Origin of the sequence: Aquibium microcysteis (genome assembly GCF_014495845.1) — a bacterium.
In the GTDB taxonomy this organism is placed as follows: domain Bacteria; phylum Pseudomonadota; class Alphaproteobacteria; order Rhizobiales; family Rhizobiaceae; genus Aquibium; species Aquibium microcysteis.
Window position 1 is genome coordinate 3,519,305 of sequence record NZ_CP061080.1, and the last position, 15,859, is coordinate 3,535,163.

Sequence of the window (15,859 nt, forward strand, 5' to 3'; positions counted from 1 at the left end):
AACAAACCATGCCAGCACGTATCGTTCAGGCCAACACGGCTCCCTTCAACCGCGTCGCGGTCGACCCGATCACGCTCGACATCGTCGAGAACGCCCTGCGCAATGCCCGCAACGAGATGGACGCGGTGCTCTTCCGCACCGCCATGTCGCCGGGCATCCGCGAGCAGCACGATGCCTTCCCGATGATCGCCAACCACGAAGGCAAGATGGTCGTCGGCCAGTTCGGCTCGTTCCTCTACGGCTTCATCGCCGGCTATCAGGGCACGATCGAGGACGGCGACATCTTCATCACCAACGACCCCTACAGCTGCGGCGGGGCCGTCAGCCACCTCAACGACTGGCTGATGATGATGCCGATCTTCCACGACGGCCGGCTGGTCAGCTGGGCGGCGATGTTCGGCCACATGACCGACGTGGGCGGCAAGGTGCCGGGTTCGCTGCCGACCGACGCCAAGATGATCTACGAGGAAGGGATGATCATCCCGCCGACCAAGATCTACCGCAAGGCGCAGCTGCAGTCCGAGATCCTCAACATCATGCTGCACAACACGCGCATGCCGGAGTGGAACAAGTCGGACTTCTTCGCCATCATCGCCGCGCTCCGGCTCGCCGAGCGTCGCGTGCGCGAGAACATCGACCGCTTCGGCGTCGACGAATACATCTCGGCCATGTGGGACATGCTCGACCGCAACCGCGCGGCCATGAGCGCCATCATCCAGATGATCATCCCCGAGGCCAAGGACGGCAAGAAGGCCTATTTCGAGGACTGGATCGACGACGACGGCATGGGCAACGGCCCCTACAAGATCGCCTGTTCGCTGCACCGCGAGGGCGAGATCGCCTATTTCGACTTCTCGGCCAGCGATCCGCAGAGCTTCTCGTCGATCAACTTCCTCCTCAACGAGGAGATGTTCAAGATGTTCTTCGGCGCCTTCACGATCAACCTGTTCGATCCGCAGATCCTGTTCAACGACGGGTTCTACGATCTGGTGAACGTGCACATCCCCGAAGGCTGCATCCTGAAGCCGAAGAAGCCGGCGGCGCTGTCCTGCCGCACCCACATGCTCGGCCGCATCTTCGACCTGATGGGCGGCCTGCTCGGCCAGGGCGCGCCCGACGCGCTCAACGCGGCCGGCTTCTCCGACAGCCCGCACTTCATGTATTCGGGCTTCGACGAGAACGGCGAGTGGTACCAGCTCTTCCAGATCGGCTTCGGCGGCGTGCCCGGCCGTCCCGCCGGCGACGGTCCGGACGGACACTCGATGTGGCCGGCCTTCACCAACGTGCCCAACGAGTTCCTCGAGGCCTATTTCCCGCTGCGCATCCGTGAGTACTCGACGATCCCCGACAGCGGCGGTGCCGGTCTGCACCGCGGCGGCAACGGCATCGTCATCGCCTACGAGATGACCGAGCGCGGCGAGATCTCGATCCACGACGACCGCTGGCTGACCTATCCCTGGGGCGTCAACGGCGGCCAGCCGGGCCTGCGCTCGACCAAGCGCCTCGTGCGGACCGACGGCACCGAGGAGAACATCCCGTCCAAGTGCGACCGCATCGAGGTCAATCCGGGCGACATCCTCTACTTCAACACCTGGGGCGGCGGCGGCTGGGGCGACCCCACCGATCGCGAGGCCGAACTGGTGCTGCTCGACGTGAAGCGCGGCCAGGTGACGGTGGAAGGCGCGCGCCGCTACGGCGTCGTGATCGCCGACGGCAAGGTGGACGCGGCGGCGACGCAGGCGCTGCGGGCCGAGATGAAGGCGCGGCCGAAGCCGGCAGGCCTGTTCGACCGCGGCTTCACCTCGATCGAGGAGCTGAAGGCGCGCTGCAAGGCCGAGACGGGCTTCGACGCGCCCCGCGCGCCGGTGTTCCGCAATCGCCCCCGCCTGATGGCGGCGGAGTAGGACGCAGGAATAAGCCTGGCGCGGGGTTCAGCCCCGCGCCGGCATCCGCTTCTTTCCGGAAACGTCGGAGACGGCGCCGCGCCCGCCCACCGGGCGACGAGCCGGTCGCGGGCATCCGCCGTTATACCTCCCGGGCGCCGGGCGGCATAGAACTTCGTCCGATCCCGCACGCGGTTCAGCCCCGCGCCAGCATCCCGCTCAGTTCTGAAATGTCGGAGACGGTCTCGAGCCCGTCCACGAGGGCGACGAGCCGATCGCCGGTATCCGCCGCCAGGCCGCCCGACCGCCAGGCGGCGCGGAACTTGGCCAGATGCTGCGCGCGGCTCAGCGCCGCCTTCGGATGGCCGAGCACGTGCTCCAGCACCAGGTCGTGCACCGACCCGTCGGCGAGCGTCAGCCGGAAGCGCTGCGGCGTCATCGCATTCGGATCGGGATTGTCGTCCTCCACGACGGTGACGCGCGCGGCGATGGCATGCGTCGCCGGATCGTCGAGCGTCGCGCGCCCGAGGAAGCCGTCGACGTCGACCGCACCGCGCCTGAGGAAGGTCGCCGCGACGAAGGGGATGCAGAGCTTGGCGTAGTTCGGCTCGGAGTTCGGCACGTCCGGCCGCCCGACCAGCCGCGCCACCAGCGACGGCACGAAGCACTCGAAGGCGCGGACGTCCTCCGCGGCGAAGCCGAGCCGTTCCTGCAGCAGCATCAGCGCATGCACGGCGCCATGGGTCAGCCGCCCGCTCGGGAAAGGCTTGTGCGCCATCTCCTCGATCTGGAACTCGCGGCCGATGCGGTCGATCTCGCCGTCGATTTCGAAGCGGTCGGCCTCGAAGAGGCGGAAGTAGCCGTGCCGGCCGGTGAGGATGTCGCGAGGACCGGTGAAGCCCGCGGCCGCAAGATCGGCGCTGACGATGCCCGCACGCGACGCGAAGCCGACCTGCAGGCCGAGGCACGGCGATCCCTCGACATGCGCCTGCATGGTGCCCGAGGTCTGCGAATACTGGATGCCCAGCGTGTTCGCCGTCGTCTCGGCGTCGTAGCCGGCGAGGCTGGCGATCGCCGCCGCGGCGCCGAAACCGCCGGCGGTTGACGGGCGGAAGAAACGCACCGGGCCGCGTGCGGCGAAGCCGAGGAAGGTCGCGACGTCGACGCCCGCCACGCAGGCGGCGATCATGGCGCGGCCGCTCACCGGACGGCCCTGCGATGCCCGGCGGTCGCCATAGGCGAGGACGGCCGCGAGGATCGCCGCCATCGGGTGCAGCACGGCACGCTCGTGCAGGCAGTCGAACTCCAGCGAGTGGATGCGATAGGCGTTGACGAAGGCCGCCGAGGGCGCCGGCAGGCGCGCCTGCGAGCCCCAGACTCGCGCGTCGTCTCCCCTCCCCCAGCTTTCGACCAGCGCGTTCATGGCCGCGAGGTTGGTGCCGTTGGCGCCGGCCGCGCCGACGCCCAGCGTGTCGAGGATGAAGACCTTCATGCGCTCCACCGTGGAGGCCGGAAGCATGTCGTGGCGCAGGCGGCAGACGTGGTCGACGAGACGCGGAAACGGATCGGTCATGGCGGGTTCAGTAGCCGGCGAGGCGCGGCAGGAAGAGGAACAGGTCGGGGAAGAAGATCACCGCCAGCGTCACGCCGAACTGGATGGCGATGTAGGGCCAGACCTCCCGCACGATCTCGCCGACCTTGAGCCCGGTCATCCCCGCCATCAGGAACAGCAGCGCGCCGACGGGGGGCGTCAGCATGCCCACGATCAGCGTGAGGATGAACACCAGCGCGAACTGCAGCGGCTCGATGCCGTAGACCAGGGCCATCGGCGCGAAGATCGGAACCAGCATGACATAGGCCGCGGTCGATTCCATGAACATGCCGACGACCACCAGCATCAGGAAGACGAGCAGCAGGAACATCGTCGGGTCCTCCGTCATCCCCTGCAGGATGAGCCGCAGCGTCTGCGGCACGTGGTCGATCGACAGGATGAAGGTGACGGTCGAGGCGAAGGCGATGATGACGGTGACGACGCCCGTCGTCAGGCCCGCATGCAGCAGCGCCTGGGGGAAGTCCGAGAGCTTCAGCTCGCGTGTGTAGAACAGGCCGAGCAGCGCCGACAGCACCACCGCGATGGCGCCGCCCTCCGTCGCGGTGAAGGCGCCACCCATGATGCCGCCGATCACGAGGACCGGCAGCATGATCACCGGCAGCGATCGCAGGCCGGTTCGTGCCACGATCGACAGGCGGATCGGCTCTCCGGTCATCGGAAAGCCCCGCCGCCGCGCGGCGAGGTAGATGTAGGCGCTCATCAGCAGCGCGATCAGGACGGCCGGCAGCACGCCGCCGATGAAGAGCGCCGGCAGCGACAGGCTGGGCCCGGCGATGGTGGCGTAGACGATCATCGCCGTCGACGGCGGCAGGATCGGTCCGAGATTGCCCGTCGCCGCGATCAGCGCCGCGCCGAATGGCCGGCCATAGGCCTGGCCGAGCGGCTTCATCAGCGCCGATCCGAGGGCCGCGGCGTCGGCCACGGCCGCGCCGGACACGGACGCCAGGCCCATGCCGGACGCGACGGTGACGTGACCGAGGCCGCCGGGCAACCGCCCGACGAGCGTGTTGGCGAAGGCGACCGCGACGCGCACGATGCCGCCCCGCACCATCAGCTCGCCGGCCAGCATGAAGAAGGGAATGGCCAGAAGCGGGAAGGAATCGATGGAGAACATCATCTTCGAGGCGACGAGTTCGATCGGCAGGCGGCTGAGCCACAGGCCGGCCATCCCTGCCACGCCGAAGGCGAAGGCGAGCGGAATGCCGAGCAGGCAGGCCACGAAGAAGATGACGGCGACGATCAGGCTCATGGCATCGCCGTCGGGGTTTCGTCCTGGAAGGCACGCTCGACCGTGAGCCCACGCGCGAACTGGATCAGGAGATGAACGATCGACCAGGCCGATCCGATGGCCAGCGGATAGTAGAACCAGGCCGCCGACAGCGGCAGGGTGTTCAGCATCTCGGACGACCGGCCGCGGATGCTGACCCACGCCCCTGCGAACACGACGACCATGAGCGCGATCACGGCCGCCGCCGCCAAGCGGACCAGCGCCGGCCGCAGCGTGCTCGGTACGCCATCGCGGAGGCTGGTGATCGCCACATGCATGCCGCGCGAGACGCCGAGCGGCATGACGAGGAAGGTCATCCAGACGAAGCTCAGCCGGCTGAGCTCGTTGGAAAACAGGAGGGACCGACCGAAACCGTAGCGGCCGACCACGTCGCAGGCGACCACCAGGACGATGACCGCCATCAGGACGGAGACCGCCGCCATGAGGAGGCGGTCGATCGATTGAACCACCTTGTCCAATGGACTACTTCGCGGCGTCGACGGCGGCGAGGAACTCCTCGACCAGAGGGGCACCGAGCTGGGTCTTCACCTGGTCGAGCACGGGCGCGGTCGTCGTCCGGAACGCCTCGCGCTGCTCGGGCGTGAGCCTGGTCAGCTCGACACCGTGCGACAGCACGGTCTCCAGATTCGATGCCTCGTCGGAGGCCGCGAACTTGCGCTGTTCGAGCGTCGCCAGCCGGCCCGCCTCGATGATGGCCTTGCGGTCCTCCTCGCTCATGGCGTCGAGGGCCGACTTGCTGACGGCGAAGACGATCACGTCGAAGAAGTGCCCGGTGTCGGTGACGTATTTCTGCTTGGCGTCGTAGAGGCGGAAGCTGTTGATGACCGCGTAGGGGTTCTCCTGCGCATCGACGACGCCCTGGCTCAGCGCCGCAAACATCTCGCTCGCGTCGATGGAGGTGGGGCTCGCACCGAGCAGGTTGAAGGTCGCGATGTGGACCGGATTGTTCTGCAGACGGATCTTCAGCCCCTTCAGGTCCTCGGGCTTGCTGATCGGGCGCACCGAGTTGGTGATGTTGCGGAAACCGAGCTCCATGAAGCCCAGGACGGTGAGGCCCTTGGCCTCGAAGAGCGGCTTCAGCTTATCGCCGAAGGAACCGTCGAACACCTTGAACGCCGTCTCGCGGTCCGCGAAGATGAACGGCATGTTGGTCACGCCGATCTCCGGAACCTGGGAATTGTAGAAGGCCGACGACACGTAGACGCCGAAATTGATGCCGCTCTGCGCCTGGTTCACCATTTCCGGCGCCCGGCCGAGTTCGCTGTTGGCGAACACCGACACGGTGTGGCGCCCCCCGGTCAGTTCTTCGACCTTGGGCGCGAACACGTCGCGCATCGCCCGCGTCGCGGAATGACCATCACCGAAGCCAGACCCCAACCGCAGCTCGTCGGCATGCGCGAGACCGGCCACGGAAGACACGATGAAAGCGCATGCAAATGCACACGCGATGCTCTTCAGACGACGCATCACATATAGCTCCTCGGCTCGCGCCGGCGGTTCCCTAGCCTGACGCGACTTGTTGAATACGTATGCAGTATTTGATCGGGACCTGGCGTTGTCAAGACTGATTCGTAGGGCGCCGCTCTCGGTGAATGCAGCGTCGCCCCGCTGCGTCCGCTAAGGTCGCGGAGATTTGCGGGACGACGACGGCCGGAGAAGGGCCGGGAGGCAAAGCCTCCAGCCACGGCGGCAGCGTCACGCCCGCGAGCGCAACACCGCTCGACGCAGGCGGATCGGGATGATCAGAGTCCGGCCAGCCGCGCCGCCGAGGCGCCGGCCAGACGGCCCAGCGTTATCGCCGTCCCGAGCCCCGCTGCGGGCAGGTAGCCATCGACGCCGTTGCCGGAAATGCTGCAGGCGGCGCCGCCGCCGGCGAAGAGGTTGGGCAGCAGTGTCCCGTCCGGGCGAAGCACCTGGGCGCCCTCGTCGACCATCAGCCCGCCCTGGGTGTGGAACAGGGCGCCGGTCGTGCGTATGGCGTGCAATCGGCCGGAAAGCGGCGCCTTGGCCGTGAAGTCGCGTCCGAAGGGACAAGGCGCACGGCCGGCGGCCATGGACTCGACGTCCGCCAGCGTCCGCAGGAAGGCGTCCGCGGGAATGCCCATCAAGGCAGCCAGTTCGGCAGGCGTCTGCGCCGTTCGCAGGGCGCCGAGCGACACCAGATCCCGAAACTCTGGAAGCTCCTCGACGAGCGCGCGCCGCGCATCGTCGAAGACGATCCAGCCCAGGCCCTGCGGTTGACGCAGCACGTTCAGCGCCTGCCCGGAAATGTCTGCGACCTCGTTGGAGAAGCGCTTTCCCTCGATGTTGACGGTGATGCCGCCATGCATCACCGTCTCGTAATTGACGATGATGCCGTAGGGCTCGGCCAGCGCGCCGTAGCCCTGGAACGAATCCATGCAGCCGACGGCGGCACCGAGTTCCAGGCCCCACTGAATGCCCTCGCCCTCGTTCCCTTCGTGGCCGAAATAGCGGTAGTAGGGGGCGGATCCGAAGGAGGAGATGAACGTCTCCACCATCTTGCGGTTGGCCCCGAAGCCGCAGGTGGTGAGCACCAGCGCCCGGCAGCCGATCGTTTCCACGCCGCCGTCCGTGCGGCGCGTACGGACCCCGGTGACGCGGCCGTCGGCATCGGCATAGACCTGGTCGACATGGGCCCCGGTCACGAGGTCCACCCCGGCACTCGCGGCCGCCCGCGTCAGCGCGCCGTGCAGTTCCTCGCCGGTGCGCGAAGGCATGCCGTGCATGCGATTGACCGAGTGTCCGAAGAAGCCGGCCCAGGCGATGTTCATCCGGAACGGGATGTCGTGCGCCTCCACGAGCCAGTCGATCGCGGCACCGGAATGGTCCGCCACCGTGCGGGCGATGCGCGGATCCGCCTTTCCCTTCGTGCGCGCCATGATGTCGGCATAGAAGCGGTCGCCGTCGTCCTCGATGCCACATTCCTTCTGCATCCGCGTACCGGCGGCGCAGGCATAACCCTGCGACATGCTGGTGCTCCCGCGCGGGTTCTCGTCGCGCTCGAGCAGCAGCACGTCCGCACCCCCGTCGCGCGCGGCAAGCGCCGCCGTGAGCCCCGCCGCTCCGGCTCCGACGACGACCACCGGCACCTCGAGGTCGAAGCCATCGGTCGGGGTGTGCGCGAGCGTCATTCGGTGGTCCTCGGGATACAACATCAGGGTGTGGGCAGCCCTCCCGCCGGCTCCGGCGGCCAGGCAGGGAAAGGCATTTTTTGAATGCGAATGCATACTTTTCCGAAGGCGCTCGTCTGTCAAGCCCGCGCCAGCGCACTCCCGCCGAGAGGATAAACGGTCGTAAGCGGACTATTTGCGTGAAGACAGGAGTGCGGCACCCCGGACGGGCGCAGTCCGCTTCTTCTGCTTGAATGCGAATTCAGGATTGCGCCCCGGAAGAATGTCGTGAGACGGGACACCGACGGGACGCCACGGAGATTCCCGCATCACGCGAGGGCGGAGGGTCGCGCCAGTCGGTGTCGCATGGTCGAACCCGGTCGCGGATCGGGTTCGGATCGCCCGTGCCTTCTCGATCCGAACGATCGACGGCCAGCGCTTGGCCGGCGCAGCCTTCGGCGTCAACGCCTTGCCCGGTCAGACTCCCGGGAAGCTTCCGTCGAAGCTGCACCGGCCTCGGCCGGAACCGCGGATCCCGCGGCCTCGAAGAGCCATTTCACCAGGGCGCGGACGGCGGGCGTATCGACGAGCACGCCGCTGCCGACGAGGAAGTACGGCGACGGCGACGGCGTCGCCATGCCGGTCGGGCTGACCAGCTTTCCCTCCGCGAGCAGCGGCTCCACCAGCCGGCTTCTGCCAAGCGCCACGCCGCCGCCGGCGGCGGCGAAGGCGAGGCACAGCGCGGACGAGGCGAAGCTGACGCCGGATTCCGTGGGAAGGTCGAGATAGCCGACCGTCTCGAGCCAGCCCTGCCAGTCCGGCATCAGCCCATGGCTGCCGAACGTATGGTCGTGGATCAGCACCACGCGCCGGAACCAGCCGGGCCCGTCGAACGGGCCCACCCGGGCCAGCAGTTCCGGCGAGCAGACCGGCAGGATCTGCTCGGTCATCAGCTCGACCACCTTCAGACCCACATAGCTTCTCCAGCCATAGGCGATGGCGATGTCGCTGAAGCGGGTCGCCTCGTTGCGCGGGAGCGGCCGCGCGGCCACGTGCAGGACGATCTGCGGATGGCGCCGGAAGAAATCCGGAAGCCGCGGAATGAGCCAGTTCTGGGCGAGCGAACTCTCGATGCTGATCGTGATCTCCGAGGGGCTCTCGGCGCGCATGATGCGGCGCGTGGCATCGCCGAGCAGGTCGAACGAGCGTCGGACGTCGATGAAGTAGCGCTCGCCCTCGGCGGTCAGTTCCACGCCGCGCGCCTTGCGTCGGAACAGTTCGATCCCGAGTTCCTCCTCGAGCGACTTGATCTGCTGGCTGACGGCGCCGGGCGTGATGGCGAGTTCGAGCGCCGCCTTGGCGAAGCTGCGATGGCGGCCGCACGCTTCGAACACGTGCAATGGGCGTATGCCGGGTATCCGCGTAGCGCTCTCCCTGAGGCTTAGTCCAGCTAAACCGTAGGCTAACTATTTCTGGCTTGCAAGCCGCCCGCAGCGCGCGGAAGCTGTCATGTGAACGCCTATGCAGAGATCGGAACGACCGCTGGGCATCTCTCACCGCATCGAAGGGGAACAGGATGCAGCAGGGAACCACCCTTACCGTACGCAACGGAACTCTCGCCGCGCTGCGCGGCTCCATCGCCGCTGTCGCCATCGCCGCGGCCGCCCTGTGGACGACCACCGCCGCAATCGCACAGAACCTTGTGATTGCTGGCGTTTCTGCACCGACGAGTCTTGATCCGGACGTCTGGACGCCGGGCACGATCGAGACGATGGTCAACGTCTACGAAGGTCTCGTCCAGTACGGCTACACCGAAGGGCCGGACGGCGAGAGGATCATCAACCCCACCGACATCAAGCCTCTCCTCGCCGAGAGCTGGACCTCCAACGAGGCTCAGACCGAATACGTATTCAAGTTGCGCTCCGATGTCGTCAGCCCCTATGGGAACAAGCTGCGGGCGCAGGACGTCGTCTGGTCGTGGAACCTCGCCGCCGAGCGCAAGCAGACCGGCGGATTCCTGCGCAGGACGGCCGCAGTGACCAATGTCGAGGCCATCGACGACAGCCACGTCAAGTTCACGCTGTCGGCGCCGCGCCGCATGTTCCTGCAGATCCTGGCGCTCTACACGCCGCACATCATCGACACGACCGAGGCGCTGAAGCACGCCACGGCGGAAGACCCCAACGCCCTGGCGTGGCTGAAGCAGAACACGGCGGGCTTCGGCGCCTATCATCTGACGCAGCTGCGCCCCGGCGAAGCCGCGATGTTCGAGGTGAACCCCAACTATCCCTTCGAGAAGCCCTACTACAAGCGCGTCATGTACCGCGAGGTCCCGGCGCCGGCCAACCGCGTCGCGCTGCTGCAGGGCGGCGACGTGGCGATCGCCGAGGAAGTGCCGCTCGACCAGATCGTCAACCTGATCGACGACAAGCGCACAAAGGTGACCTCCGTGCCTGGAACGGCGTCGGCGTCGCTGCGCATCAACGTGACGAAGCCGCCCTTCGACAACAAGCTGGTGCGCCAGGCCGTCGCCTGGGCGCTCGACTACGAGGCGCTCAACCAGAACGTCTTCCGCGGCAAGGGCGTGCGCGCGCGCTCGATCCTGTCGCCGGCCAACACCGGCTACGTCGAGGCCTACCAGTACGACCACGATCCGGAGAAGGCCAAGGCCCTGCTCGCCGAGGCCGGCTTCAAGGACGGCGTCGACATCACGCTCGAATATGCGGCAGCCTGGTGGTGGGAAGAGGCGCTTGCGATCCAGGTCGCCGACCAGCTGCAGAAGAGCAATTTCCGCGTCGACCTGAAGAAGCTGCCGAATGCCGAGATGGCCGCGCGGCGCAACGCCACCGAGCGGAGTTCGCCCTTCTTCCTCCATTCGGCAAACGCCTTCGCGCTCGACCCGACCTACTCCTTCTCGCTGCAGGTCTATTCGAGCGGCGTCGGCAACAACACCGCCTACGAGAAGCCGGAATTCGACAAGCTCGTCGACGACGCTCTCGTCGAGAAGGACGATGCCAGGTGGCTCGATCTGGTCGCTCAGGCGCAGCAGATGGTGGCCGAGGACGCCCCCGTCATCCCGACCTACTATCCCGGCACCTGGTTCGTCTCCGCACCCTGCATCAAGGGCAACCTGTGGCAGCCGCACAACCGCGTCATGTGGCGCTATCTGAGCTGCGCCGAATAAGCAGGCCGGTTCCGACGTGAGATCCAACTCGGTCATCCTCGCAGTCGCGCGGGCCATCCTCGCGCGACTGCTGGTCGCCATACCGATGCTGCTGGGGGTGGTGCTCGTCACCTTCCTGCTCATCCGGATCGGCACCCGGGACGCCTCGCTGATGCTGGCAGGACCCTTCGCGGACGCGGCGATGCTGGAACGCATCCGCAGCAACCTCGGACTGGACCGGCCGCTCTACGAGCAGTTCTTCATCTATGTCGGCAATCTGATGCAGGGCGATTTCGGCCTGTCCTGGATTTCCGGGCGCCCGGTGATCGACGAGATCCGGCCGAGGCTGGTGGCGACGATGGAACTGCTGCTGCCGGCCTTCGTCATCGGCGGCTTCGCCGGTGCCTCGCTCGGCATCGCCTCGGCCTTCCGTTACGGCTCGCGGTTCGACCACTCCGCTCGCTTCCTCTCGCTTCTCGGCTTCTCGGTACCGACCTACTGGATCGGATTGATGGCGATCTTCCTGTTCTATTCCGTGTTCGGCATCGCCGCCGCTCCGATGGGACGCATCGGCATGGCCTCTTTCCCGCCGATGCCGGTGACCGGCAGCGTCCTGATCGACGGCGCTCTGGCGGGCGACTGGGAGGTCGTTCTCGACGCGCTGCACCATCTCGCGCTGCCCGTGACCATCCTCGCGATCATCATCGCTGCCCCCATTCTCAAGCATTCGCGCGTCATCGCGCTGGACGTCATCAACAGCGACTACGTGTCCTATGCCCGTTCCTGCGGACTGCCGCCGCGCATCGTCCGCCAGATCGTCGTCCGCAACAGCCTGGCGCCGATCCTGACGCTCGCCGGCTCCGAACTGACCGGCACGCTGGCGGCGGTCTCGCTGCTCGAGCTCATCTTCGCCTGGGGCGGCTTCGGACAATGGGGCCTCAACGCGATCCTCTCGGGCGATTTCGCGGCCGTCCAGGGCTATGTCGCGGTCATTGCGCTGTTCTCGATCGGCGTCTTCCTGGTGATCGACCTTCTCGTGCTCTGGCTCGAGCCGCGGACGAGGAGCTGACCGATGGCCATCGCGATCTCCGAGATCAGGGCGGGCGACCGGCTGGCGCGGCTTTGGCGGCGCTCGTCGAGCTTCGTCGTCGGCAGCGCGCTGGTGGCGCTGCTCGTCCTCACCGCGCTCCTCTGCGGCTTCGTCAGTCCCTACGGACCGACGCAGGTCCTGCCCAATGCCATTCTCCAGGCGCCGTCCGCCGCCCACTGGTTCGGCACCGACGGCAACGGCATGGACGTCTTCACCCGCGTCCTCTACGGCGCGCGTTACGCCATCGCCATCGCCCTGCCGTCCGCCTTCGTCATGGTGGCGGTCGGGGTGCCGCTCGGGCTGATCGCCGGCTATTACGGCGGCGTGGTCGACGAGGTGCTGACGCGCATGCTCGACGTGCTGCGCGCCTTCCCCTCGATCATCCTGGCGCTCGCCGTCGTCTCGGCCACCGGGCAGTCGCTGATCAACGTGGTCGTCGTCATCGGGCTGATCGACGCGCCGATCTTCGCCCGCGTGGTCCGCTCGGAGGTCATTTCGATCCGGCGCAGCGACTTCGTCGCCTCCGCCGTCGTCACCGGCAACCCGACCTGGCGCATCCTGTTCGTCCATCTCCTGCCGAACACCATCAAGGGCGCGGCGGCCCTGCTGCCGCTGCGCATGGCCTGGGCGCTCCGCGTCTCGGCGACGCTCGCCTTCGTGGGCGTCGGCATCCAGGCGCCGGAGCCGGAATGGGGCGCGCTGATCCGCCAGGGCGCGGAATACATCATCAGCGGCCAGCACTGGGTGGCGATGTTCCCGGGCATCGCGCTGGTCATCGCCGTCTTCGGCTTCAACCTGATGGGCGACGGCCTTCAGGAGCTCACCGACCCGCGCCTGGACGTCAAGAAATGACCGACATCCTGAAAGTCCGGGGCCTGCGCACCCACTTCGTCTCGCGCAACGCGGTCAACGAGATCCGCATCGCGCGGGCCCTCAACGGCGTCGACCTCACCCTTCCAGCCGGGCGCATCCTCGGCGTCGTCGGCGAGACCGGAGCGGGAAAATCGCTGACCGTACAGACGATCCTCGGCACGCTGAAGCGCCCGGCCGAGCGCGTCGCGGGCGAGGTCGAGCTGATGGGCCAGCGTCTCGACACGATGTCGGAAGACGAGCTCAATCGCCATCGCGGCGCCACCATCGGCCTCGTCGTGCAGTCGCCGGTGACCAGCCTCGATCCCCGCGTGCGGGTCGGCGACCAGCTCGTCCGGCTGCAGCGCGCGCACCGCGACCTCTCGCGGGCCGACGCCCGGGACCGCGCGATCGACATGCTGAAGCGGGTCGGGGTGCCGAGCCCGCAGGACCGCATGAAGGCCTGGCCCCACGAACTCTCCGGCGGCATGGCGCAGCGCGTGGTCATCGCCATGGCGCTGATCAACGATCCGGTCCTGCTCATCGCCGACGAGCCGACGACCGGCCTCGACGTGACCGTGCAGGCGCAGATCCTCGACCTGATCCGCGACCTCGTCAAAGGCACCGACCGCGGCGCCATCATCGTCACCCACGATCTCGGCGTCGTCGCGCAGTATTGCGAGCATGTCGCGGTGATGTATTCGGGCGTCGTCGTCGAGCATGGGCCGGTGGAGGAAGTCTTCGTCGCACCGCGCCACCCGTACACGGCCGCCCTGCTCGCGGCGGCCGATCTCGACGCCGCGGCGAACGGGCGGCGCGCGCTGCCGCCGTCGACCCCGCCCAATCTCTACGACCTTCCGACGGGATGCCTGTTCGCGCCACGCTGCCCCAGGGTGCAGCCCGTCTGCGCGACGGAGCCCCCGGCGAAGCCGAGCCCGAGCGGGCAGGTCGAGACACGGTGCCACTTCGCATGACCACGACCGCGTCCCTTCTCAGCGTCCGCGACGCCGTCAAGCACTTCCGCGGCGGCGGCCGCACGGTCCACGCGCTCAACGGCGTCAGCCTCTCGATCGCGCCGGGCGAATCCGTCGGCCTGGTCGGCGAGAGCGGGTCCGGCAAGACGACGCTCGGTCGGCTGATCCTGCGCCTCGAGCAGGCGACGTCGGGCTCCGTCGTGTTCGACGGCCACGACGTCACCACCTGGCGCGAGGGGCGCATGCGCCGGCTGCGGCCGGCGGTGCAGATGGTGTTCCAGAGCCCCTATGCCTCGCTCAACCCGCGCATGAAGATCGGCGCACTGATCGAGGAGCCGCTGAAGCTGCACACCACCCTGTCGAAGGACGACAGAAAGAAGGAAGTGCGCGCGCTCGCCCGCCGCGTCGCGCTGTCGGAGGTGCTGCTCGAACGCCACGTGAACCAGGCCTCGGGCGGCCAGTTGCAGCGCGCCTCGATTGCCCGCGCCATCGCGACGAAACCGAAGCTGCTGGTCCTCGACGAGCCGACCAGCTCGCTCGACCTGTCGGTGCGGGCCGAGATCCTGTCGCTGCTGTCCTCGCTGAAGGAGGAGCACGGCATGGCCATGCTGTTCATCAGCCACGACCTCGATACGGTGCATGCGATCTGCGACCGCGTCTGCGTCATGTATCTCGGCCGGATCGTCGAGACGGGCAGCCGCGAGGCGATCTTCCGTGCGCCGCTGCATCCCTACACGCGCACCCTTCTCTCGGCACAGCTGTCGGCCGACCCGCGTGTCGCCCGGGAGCGCCTGCCGATCCTCGGCGAACCGCCGAGCCCGCTCAGGCTGCCGCCGGGCTGCGGTTTCGCCGCGCGCTGCCCGATCGCCGAAACCGCCTGCACGACAAAGGCCATCCCCCTCACCGCCCGGGCAGAGGACGATCACGCGGTCGCCTGCATCAAGACCTGACCCGGGCGATCTCCAGAAAGGAATATCCATGACCGGCCATATCGATATCGTCGTGAACGTGCTGACGCCACGCGAGATCGCCGAGAACCGCAACCCCACCGACGACCGGTTCCACGACCAGGTCCGCCACTCGTCCGAACTGCGCCGCGGCGTGGAGATCGAGGACTATCTGCGCAAGATGGACAATGCCGGCATCGAGCGATCGCTGCTCGTGGCGGTGCGCTGCGGCGACCTGCGCATCCGCGGCTCGATGGAGATCACCTACGAGCGCGTGCACGAGATCTGCCAGGCCCACCCCGACCGCTTCTCGGGCCTCGCCGGCATCGACCCGATGCGTGGCATCGCCGGGCTGCGCGAGCTCGACAGGGCCGTCAAGGACTACGGCTTCGTCGGTGCGCATCTCTATCCGCACTGGTTCGGCCTCGCGCCCGACGCCGCGCAGTATTACCCCTATTACGCGCGCTGCGCCGAACTCGACATCCCCATCATGATGCAGGTCGGTCACAATCTGATCTACCAGAAGGACCGCCGCCTGCCGTCGGTCGGCCGCCCGATCTGCCTCGACCAGGTGGCGATCGATTTTCCCGAACTGGTCCTCATCGGCATCCATCTCGGCGTGCCATGGACGGACGAGATGATCTCGATGGCCTGGAAGCATCCGAACGTCTACATCGGTGGCGACGCCTACGCGCCGCGCTACTGGCCGCCGCAGATGGTCCACTACGCCAACACCTATGGCAGCCACAAATTCCTCTTCGGCACCGACTGGCCCGTGATCGACCCGGAGGAGGCCGTCAGGCAGGTGGCCGATCTCGGCTTCCGTCCCGAATCCCACCGCAGGATCATGCGCGACAATGCGCTGCGGCTGTTCAAGCTGCCGGGCTGGCGCGAAGACGCAGCCATCGCGGCGGAGTAGTCC

Annotated in this window: 13 protein-coding genes; 7 read left to right on the forward strand and 6 right to left on the reverse strand. The window is 67.5% G+C overall.

The genetic code is table 11. The features are described 5' to 3' along the window. The first annotated feature begins 8 nt into the window (after nt 1–8). Entirely contained in the window at nt 9–1,904 is a 1,896-nt protein-coding gene (locus IAI54_RS16380; protein ID WP_187968215.1) for a hydantoinase B/oxoprolinase family protein, read from the forward strand. Nucleotides 1,905–2,079: 175 nt separating this feature from the next. On the opposite strand, the gene IAI54_RS16385 is transcribed toward IAI54_RS16380, so the two are convergent. From IAI54_RS16385 to IAI54_RS16410, 6 genes are all read right to left on the reverse strand, one after another. Further along, nucleotides 2,080–3,456, reverse strand: coding sequence for an MmgE/PrpD family protein (locus IAI54_RS16385; protein WP_187968216.1), 1,377 nt, complete (start codon nt 3,454–3,456; stop codon nt 2,080–2,082). A gap of 7 nt (nt 3,457–3,463) precedes the next feature. Further along, nucleotides 3,464–4,744, reverse strand: a complete 1,281-nt coding sequence (locus IAI54_RS16390; RefSeq protein ID WP_187968217.1) for a TRAP transporter large permease — start codon at nt 4,742–4,744, stop codon at nt 3,464–3,466. Further along, nucleotides 4,741–5,232, reverse strand: coding sequence for a TRAP transporter small permease (locus IAI54_RS16395; RefSeq protein WP_235679415.1), 492 nt, complete (start codon nt 5,230–5,232; stop codon nt 4,741–4,743). Before IAI54_RS16395 ends, IAI54_RS16390 begins: the two co-directional genes overlap by 4 nt. Nucleotides 5,233–5,245: 13 nt before the next feature. Then, a complete protein-coding gene (locus IAI54_RS16400; protein ID WP_187968219.1) occupies nt 5,246–6,118 on the reverse strand; it encodes a TRAP transporter substrate-binding protein in 873 nt (290 codons plus the stop codon). Between the two features lie 407 nt (nt 6,119–6,525). After that, a complete protein-coding gene (locus IAI54_RS16405) occupies nt 6,526–7,935 on the reverse strand; it encodes an FAD-dependent oxidoreductase (protein ID WP_187968220.1) in 1,410 nt (469 codons plus the stop codon). Nucleotides 7,936–8,375: 440 nt separating this feature from the next. Continuing rightward, entirely contained in the window at nt 8,376–9,308 is a 933-nt protein-coding gene (locus IAI54_RS16410; RefSeq protein ID WP_187968221.1) for a LysR substrate-binding domain-containing protein, read from the reverse strand. Nucleotides 9,309–9,490: 182 nt separating this feature from the next. Here IAI54_RS16410 and IAI54_RS16415 point away from each other — a divergent pair, with 182 nt between their 5' ends. From IAI54_RS16415 to IAI54_RS16440, 6 genes are read left to right on the forward strand one after another with little or no spacing between them, the layout of a single operon-like run. Continuing rightward, a complete protein-coding gene (locus IAI54_RS16415) occupies nt 9,491–11,098 on the forward strand; it encodes an ABC transporter substrate-binding protein (RefSeq protein WP_187968222.1) in 1,608 nt (535 codons plus the stop codon). Between the two features lie 16 nt (nt 11,099–11,114). Beyond that, nucleotides 11,115–12,146 (forward strand): ABC transporter permease, encoded by a 1,032-nt coding sequence (locus tag IAI54_RS16420; RefSeq protein WP_187968223.1) that lies wholly within the window; start codon nt 11,115–11,117, stop codon nt 12,144–12,146. 3 nt (nt 12,147–12,149) lie between these two features. Continuing rightward, nucleotides 12,150–13,019 (forward strand): ABC transporter permease, encoded by an 870-nt coding sequence (locus IAI54_RS16425; protein ID WP_187968224.1) that lies wholly within the window; start codon nt 12,150–12,152, stop codon nt 13,017–13,019. Beyond that, complete coding sequence (locus IAI54_RS16430) at nt 13,016–13,990, forward strand: ABC transporter ATP-binding protein (protein ID WP_187968225.1); 975 nt, start codon at nt 13,016–13,018, stop codon at nt 13,988–13,990. Before IAI54_RS16425 ends, IAI54_RS16430 begins: the two co-directional genes overlap by 4 nt. Then, a complete protein-coding gene (locus IAI54_RS16435; protein ID WP_187968226.1) occupies nt 13,987–14,940 on the forward strand; it encodes an ABC transporter ATP-binding protein in 954 nt (317 codons plus the stop codon). Before IAI54_RS16430 ends, IAI54_RS16435 begins: the two co-directional genes overlap by 4 nt. Before the next feature lie 28 nt (nt 14,941–14,968). Continuing rightward, a complete protein-coding gene (locus IAI54_RS16440) occupies nt 14,969–15,856 on the forward strand; it encodes an amidohydrolase family protein (protein WP_187968227.1) in 888 nt (295 codons plus the stop codon). The last annotated feature ends 3 nt before the right edge of the window (nt 15,857–15,859 follow it).

Excerpts from the sequence above, each read along its gene's own strand:
- IAI54_RS16400 (WP_187968219.1), bottom strand. The coding sequence starts at position 6,118 with ATGCGCGACGTGTTCGCGCCCAAGGTCGAAGAACTGACCGGGGGGCGC.
- IAI54_RS16440 (WP_187968227.1), top strand. The coding sequence starts at position 14,969 with ATGACCGGCCATATCGATATCGTCGTGAACGTGCTGACGCCACGCGAG.
- IAI54_RS16430 (WP_187968225.1), top strand. The coding sequence starts at position 13,016 with ATGACCGACATCCTGAAAGTCCGGGGCCTGCGCACCCACTTCGTCTCG.
- IAI54_RS16435 (WP_187968226.1), top strand. The coding sequence starts at position 13,987 with ATGACCACGACCGCGTCCCTTCTCAGCGTCCGCGACGCCGTCAAGCAC.
- IAI54_RS16390 (WP_187968217.1), bottom strand. The coding sequence starts at position 4,744 with ATGAGCCTGATCGTCGCCGTCATCTTCTTCGTGGCCTGCCTGCTCGGC.
- IAI54_RS16385 (WP_187968216.1), bottom strand. The coding sequence starts at position 3,456 with ATGACCGATCCGTTTCCGCGTCTCGTCGACCACGTCTGCCGCCTGCGC.
- IAI54_RS16415 (WP_187968222.1), top strand. The coding sequence starts at position 9,491 with ATGCAGCAGGGAACCACCCTTACCGTACGCAACGGAACTCTCGCCGCG.
- IAI54_RS16425 (WP_187968224.1), top strand. The coding sequence starts at position 12,150 with ATGGCCATCGCGATCTCCGAGATCAGGGCGGGCGACCGGCTGGCGCGG.
- IAI54_RS16405 (WP_187968220.1), bottom strand. The coding sequence starts at position 7,935 with ATGACGCTCGCGCACACCCCGACCGATGGCTTCGACCTCGAGGTGCCG.
- IAI54_RS16380 (WP_187968215.1), top strand. The coding sequence starts at position 9 with ATGCCAGCACGTATCGTTCAGGCCAACACGGCTCCCTTCAACCGCGTC.